This window comes from Candidatus Poribacteria bacterium (assembly GCA_021295755.1).
Lineage (GTDB): Bacteria > Poribacteria > WGA-4E > WGA-4E > PCPOR2b > PCPOR2b.
In genome coordinates, this window is record JAGWBT010000230.1 from 1 (window position 1) to 6,387 (window position 6,387).

General features: G+C 49.4%; 8 protein-coding genes. 3 read left to right on the forward strand and 5 right to left on the reverse strand.

Annotated elements, in window-relative coordinates; genetic code table 11:
* From J4G02_22475 to J4G02_22490, 4 genes are all read right to left on the reverse strand, one after another.
* Positions 1-1,003: hypothetical protein (locus J4G02_22475; protein MCE2397277.1), on the reverse strand; the 1,003-nt coding region annotated here is incomplete at its 3' end.
* A gap of 38 nt (positions 1,004-1,041) precedes the next feature.
* Positions 1,042-1,341, reverse strand: a complete 300-nt coding sequence (locus J4G02_22480; GenBank protein MCE2397278.1) for a hypothetical protein — start codon at positions 1,339-1,341, stop codon at positions 1,042-1,044.
* Positions 1,342-1,352: 11 nt separating this feature from the next.
* On the reverse strand, positions 1,353-2,150 hold the full coding sequence (locus J4G02_22485; GenBank protein MCE2397279.1) for an aminotransferase class V-fold PLP-dependent enzyme: 798 nt from the start codon (positions 2,148-2,150) through the stop codon (positions 1,353-1,355).
* Complete coding sequence (locus J4G02_22490) at positions 2,147-2,422, reverse strand: hypothetical protein (GenBank protein ID MCE2397280.1); 276 nt, start codon at positions 2,420-2,422, stop codon at positions 2,147-2,149. Before J4G02_22490 ends, J4G02_22485 begins: the two co-directional genes overlap by 4 nt.
* Positions 2,423-2,947: 525 nt before the next feature.
* On the opposite strand from J4G02_22490, the gene J4G02_22495 reads away from it, so the two are divergent.
* The 3 genes from J4G02_22495 (at position 2,948) to J4G02_22505 (ending at position 5,669) form a co-directional block, all read left to right on the forward strand.
* Positions 2,948-4,048 (forward strand): transposase, encoded by a 1,101-nt coding sequence (locus J4G02_22495; GenBank protein MCE2397281.1) that lies wholly within the window; start codon positions 2,948-2,950, stop codon positions 4,046-4,048.
* Between the two features lie 143 nt (positions 4,049-4,191).
* Positions 4,192-4,773 carry a hypothetical protein gene (locus J4G02_22500; protein ID MCE2397282.1) on the forward strand — a complete coding sequence of 194 codons (582 nt, stop codon included), beginning with the start codon at positions 4,192-4,194 and terminating at the stop codon, positions 4,771-4,773.
* Positions 4,773-5,669 carry a hypothetical protein gene (locus tag J4G02_22505; GenBank protein MCE2397283.1) on the forward strand — a complete coding sequence of 299 codons (897 nt, stop codon included), beginning with the start codon at positions 4,773-4,775 and terminating at the stop codon, positions 5,667-5,669. The genes J4G02_22500 and J4G02_22505 overlap by 1 nt, the downstream gene beginning before the upstream one ends.
* Positions 5,670-5,709: 40 nt before the next feature.
* Here the strand turns inward: J4G02_22505 and J4G02_22510 are convergent.
* The coding region (locus tag J4G02_22510) for an SMP-30/gluconolactonase/LRE family protein (GenBank protein ID MCE2397284.1) at positions 5,710-6,387 on the reverse strand (678 nt) is incomplete at its 5' end.

Here is a 6,387-nt window from a genome sequence, read left to right on the forward strand (position 1 = left end):
CCCACTCGGTTGCTAGGTTGGTCACCGTTGTCGCCCATCCGACGACTCCGCCAAACGAACTTCCGCCGGTGAGATAATCGGTCGCAACTTCCCATTCAGCGTAGAGATGCCCACCCAAGAGCGCAATAGAGGGAGGAAATACATCACTACCAAACACCTTCTCTGATCCAGCAACACGCCGCACCGCATCTCGAAACTCTCGCATCCGCTCCGCCAAAATAACCGCACGGAATTTTAGCCACTCCAACACCGCGTAATTGTCGCCAATGTAGGAAAGAAAATCCCAAAAATTCAGATTGATTTCTAAAGCTGTGAGTAACCGCTCCTGTGTTAGATGATTCAAGGCTCGATGAAATTGGAGTAGTCCTTCTTTCATCGAGTGAAAATCGTAGCCAAGTCGAAGGGCCTCCTCTTGGCACGCCTCGCACGCACACGCGAAAAGTCCAGATATATTGGCTGGCGCAGGATAGCGCGCATGGTCCACGTCAAACCCATCTATGTCATAGCGTTTGATTACGTCGACCAGACAATCACGAGTCCACTCGTTGATCCGCCTACGGCTCGGACACAGACCGATCCCCCACTGCTTGTAGCGCGTGTCGAGGGGTTTACCGAAGATGTCTATCATAGCGTATTCTGGATAGACATCACCCCCGTAGCTCCACAAGCCGAGATGTCCCCAAATCTCAATACCAGCCTCACGGCACGCCTCGATAACACGCAACAACGGCGTATCATCAAAGCCACCTACCGTGCCGGCTACCGGCGGGTAGATGCCGTCTTTTGCCTTCGGCCACAACGCCTCGCGGGCGCGCCAATCCTCAAACGGTCCCCGCCGGGCAATTTCGCCTGACGCACGAAATCCTGATGTGTGGCAGACCGAACTTTCGGGCATAATGGTAGTCAGTCCGATTTCATCCCTGAGTTTTTTCAATGAATCAGGGTGTTGGGCAACGTATTCTGTGCTACAGAACCAGATGAAACGTTGTGGATGTTCGATCATAGCAGCCCCGCACGTTGAGTCTATTGCCGATACAATCATTATCGCTTCTTAGCCTTCCATGACGCATGCCAGTACTCACCTAGGTCTAGGTCCCCCTGAATTTCATCCTTGTTGATGATGCCTTCAAAGCGATACCCCACACCCTGACCCTCATAGCGAATATCTGTCTGTATCTGCACGACATTTCCCTCCACAGTTCCCTGTAATGGTTCCGCACTGTATTGAGAGCGATAAGTTCCGCTTAATACTTCACCATCCTGCTCGAGTCGTAGACTGTGCTGCGCCTCTCCCGAAAGGAATTGAATCCGCATGTCCCACTCACCATTCAAATCATACATAGGCCTGCTCCTTACTTCTGAGACGAATTGAGAACTTCACCAATCCGAGCTGCAACAATTTCGTCTTCGCCTTCTTCCATCATGTAGGGCATGATAGAAATACCGTTCTCATTGCCGTTGAGTTCAATCCGAGGCTCACCTGCCGACAGCTGACTTGCGACCGCTGTGCCGTTGATTCCTACTGTCTCGGCATCCCAGTTGATCTCAAGCACCGGTGCGACATTCGATCTGCTACCACGTTCACGGATTGTAGTCGTCACGGAGTCAAAATCTTTCACAATGTCCGTAATAACTCCCAACCATCGCTCCCATTCTTTCCATTCTGCTTTATGATCTCTTTCTATCCACTGCTCCACCGCTGCCAATAGCCCCATGATTTCCTCTTTACCAGCTTTCATTGGACGTGCCAGTGCATGATGGGGTGCGCCATTGAGAAAAGCCGCCTGAAGTAAATCCTTGCGCCCTAAAACCAAGCCAGAGGCTTGAGGTCCTCGAAGGCATTTGCCACCACTATAGGCGACGGCATCAGCACCCTGCTTAAGATACCAATTGGGCACATCGGGTCGTTCTGCTGCCGCGTCCACAAAGGTCGGAACGCCATGTGCGTGACCAATTTCTGCCATTTCTTTTGTCGTTATCTGACCTCGTTCCTCGGCATCTCCGAAAACGAAGAGCATCGCAGTCCGCTCATTGAGGGCAGCTTTGAGCTCGTCTTTCGTGTCAACCTCAATCATCTTGACACCGACCATACGGATTGCATGGTCATAGACGTTCCGATGGCAGGTTTGGACAATAACCTCGTTTTTCATACCACTAGTCTTCCAGCCACACAAGCCGCTGTGACTTGACACAACGCCGCAGCACAGCCATCGGTGACCAACCCCCATTCACAATCCATCAACTCGGCAATGCGTATCCCGACCCTTTCCATCAGTTCATCGATATTGACATAACGTTGTGAAGCACGGACCATTGCTTCGCGGACTTCGGGGAGAATGATCGAGCCGCTTATAATTGTAAAAGTACCACGACAATTGATCAGTGGTCGTACACCAATTGATTCATAAGTAGGATAGTTCATAAATTTTCTCCTATTCGCGTAATTCTCATTCTTTGATATGTACGATGTATGTGTTTAACCTTCCCCGAAAATGTCATTGAGGAGAGATTTGTTACTCGGATACGCTCTAACGATAATGCTATTTTAGCACAAATTGCAGCCAAAATCGACACTAAAACTTGTCGCTGTAAATACAAGTCGCGGCATTCTTTTTTAATAGACACGGTTTCGGATGTATGCTAATATAGCCGACATCGTTTTTTCAAAATCCCAAAGCAGATTTCCTCTACATATATAAAAGTCTACATATATAAAAGAAGGAAGTAGAAGATTTGCTTTTGAAATGAAGGCTAACTAGAAACAATCCTAATGCTTTCGCTTTGGGGCCACCCTTGGTGGCATCGTGCTTTCGTTAAAAACGTGTTGATATTGCAGCCAAAACTGGTATAATTGTGTTGTCTTTCAGTAGGGGAATGTCGCTCTACCGCTTGGTAGAGTCCCCTACACCCTACGACATAGGCAACGAACGACGGAAAGACAATCCCAATGTTAAAAGCTCATAAGATAGCGTTAAATCCAAACAACGTTCAGGCAACCCAATCTGCTCAACATTGTGGTTACGCCCGTGTTGCCTACAATCATGCCTTAGCCGATTTCAAAGCAGGCTTGGCTAAAGGGGACTGGCACAGTCATATAGACCTTCAACACCGTTTTAACGCCGTTAAAAATGATCAGTACCCATGGGCGAAGGAGATGTCGCAAACCGTGTCGAAATGTGCTATCTACAATAACCTCAAGGACGCTATAGGCCGTTGGAAGTCCGGTCAGAATCGTTTTCCGAAGTTCAAGCATCGGTTCCATGGTCAGAATTACCAAGCCGTTGCAGGTAAAGGAGAAACCCAAGTCGAAGGACAGCGTATAAAACTACCTAAAATTGGTTGGGTCCGCTTATGTGAACCCCTTCACTTCCTTGGTACTATCTGTAAGGTCGTTATCTCTAAGCATGGACACCGGTGGTTCGCTGCTATCGTTGTGGATACATTCAAAGCCGATTCTATACCTGATGTTCGACAGCACCCCGTCGTTGGTGTGGACGTAGGTATTAAGCACTTGGCGGTCACGTCCGAAGGTGTGTACTACGAGAATCCGAAAGCCTTAAAGAGTTACGAGCGCAAGCTAAAACGGTTGCAACGTCAGTTGAGCCGAAGGGAGAAAGGCAGTCGTAATTGGCGTAAGACCCAAGCGAAACTTACCAAGCTACATTACCGTATCACCTGTATTCGACAAGACGCCCAACACAAGGCAACAACGGCTATCGTCAACGGTGCGAGTCGTATTGGGATTGAGTCGCTAAATGTTGCAGGTATGTTGAAAAACCACAGACTTGCAAAGGCGTTATCGGACGCTTCGTTGTCGAGTTTTCTGTCTATGCTAAAATACAAAGCAGAACGTATTGGCGTCAAGATTGTAGAAGCAGATACCTTCTACCCGTCTAGTAAGACTTGCTCGGCTTGTAGTGCAGTCGATAGCAACTTGTCCCTATCAGATAGAACCTACCATTGCAGTGTTTGTGGTCATACGCAAGACAGAGATCTCAACGCTGCGATAAACTTGAGAAACGTCGCCGTGGGACACACGGAGACGTAAAACGCTTGTGGAAAGATGGTAAGACCTTGGTTGTCAAGGCACATCTCGTCGAATCAAGAAAATAGCATGGAGATTCTAATATCTACCAATAAGTCTATTAAGACCCCCAAAGATTCATCTTTGGGAGCAGTCAGAGGAAGGACATGGACAATAGAGAAACTGTTCAGGAGACCGAAGAAGATATCGGCAAAGTTGAAGTGCCACCTATCAGCGGCGTGTTCTCTCAACCGTGGTCGATGAACAAAGTGTTCGGATTGCTCGCCGTTTTTGGACCCGCAGCGATCGTGGCGTCGGTCAGCATCGGTGCCGGTGAAACTATTGTCGTCGTCAGGGCAGGGGCATGGGCACGCTATGGACTGCTATGGCTCGTGCTTTTGAGCTGCGTTGTCAAGGGAGTCTTCGTCACCTACCTGCTCGGACGCTACACAGCGGTCAGTGGAGAATATATCGGGCATCGGCTTGTGCGGCTGCCGGGACCGCGTGGTTGGCTGCTGATTGCAATCATGTTGATGGAGATGATTGGGGCACCGTTAGCTTGGGTGCCGATTGCAAAGCCGTGCGGGGATCTGTTTCACTTTTTTATTAGTGGCATGTTGCCAACATCTATCTCGGAAGTGACTTATGAGAACATTATTACGTGTTGCTTCATCGGCTTTGCCCTCGCGTTTGGCTTGCGGCTCTCATTTGAAAGATTAGAGAAACAGCAGCTCATCATGGGACCCTGATGGTACGTCCAGATTTGGGAAGAGCGTTTATCGGAAGTCTCAGCTTTGGAAGACTGCCGGAGTTTCCCGAATGGGCTCCTCAAGATGCCGTTCAAAACCCACTCCTGACGATGGCAACGGCATTCGCTTACGTAGGCGGTTCGGTGATGGGGTACATTGTCTATGCCAACTGGGTAGGAATACATCGTTGGGGGATGACTGGTCACCAAAAAATCGAAGCGATTCAACGGCACGCTTTCACACACGATAAGATTGATTATCTGCCTGATGATCCGGAGCAGGTCAGTCGGTTACGGAAAATTGTTGCGCCGTTGCGATGGGACGTTGGCATGGGAGCAGTCGTTCTGTTCATTGTAACGGCAGCGTTCATGTTGTCCGGTGCCGCTGTTCTCTACCCACTCCAGAGTGAGTTTAAAGGATGGAGCCTGCTCACCGAACAACGCCATGTCTGGAGCAATATCCACGGATCGCTGATCTGGGTCTACTACATCTGTATTATCGCAGCACTTTGGGGTACTTTGCAGGCGCTGCCTGAAATCTACGCTCGTGTATCGCAAGAATTTTTCCAAGCGATTTGGCCCAACCGAGAGTGGAATTACGATAAAATTCGGCGTTATGTCTGTGTCTATATCTTTATAACCACGTTTGTCATTGTTTGGCTCAATATTCCGTTCGATATTCTCACGCAGATTGCCGGATTTATCTTGGCGAACCTATCAATCGCACTGATGATGCTTGGTGCGCTATATTTGAATTTCAAACTGCCCGCTGCCTATCGAACACGGTGGCCAATGTTGCTCGGCGCGATCGTGTCAGCAGCGATTCTGATAGTTTTCGCAGGAATTAGTGGCTGGGGGTTGATCGGGAAGTTGTTTGGGGCTGGATACGAGCGGTAGTTGGGGCGCCAATTAATGCCGCCCCAACTACCTTTGATTCCTATTGCACCGGTAGGTGATAACCGTCTTTCATCACCTTGATCTGGTAGAGGCTGTTCCCCGATGTAACATATAGGGTTTTGCTCTCATCCCCACGACCAAACGCAACATTGGTCGGAAGTTCCGGTGTCGTTGGGATATATGCCAGTTCCTCCCCTTCAGGCGAGTAGACAACGATCCCCGGTCGAGTGGTATCGCGCACAGCAACGTAAAGGTTTCCGTCTACATCGACGACCAGTCCATCAGGTCCATCTTGTGGCGCGTAGTCAACCAATACTTTCCGAAACATAGCAATTCCGTCTTCCGCTAAATCGTACGCCAGCAAGGCCATACGCCCTCTATGAAGCGGTGTCTCTTCGGGTATTCGACCAATGCCGGTCATTCCGTTGTCATTGCTGACCACATATAGTGACTTTTGGTCGGGCGACACCGCGACACCGTTCGGCTTGCCCGCATCGGTGACAATGCGGTGAATTGAGCCATCTGGATCAATCCGGTATACCGCCATGATTGGCTGATCTATCGGCTCATGTCCGAGATACCGGGGGTCACTGAAATAGATTCGTCCTTTCTCATCAATGGTAATGTCGTTGGGTGCATTAAACGGTCTTCCCTCATACAAGCCGGCGATGATCTCACTTTTACCTGTCGTCATGTCCGTCCGGGTGACGCGGCGTCC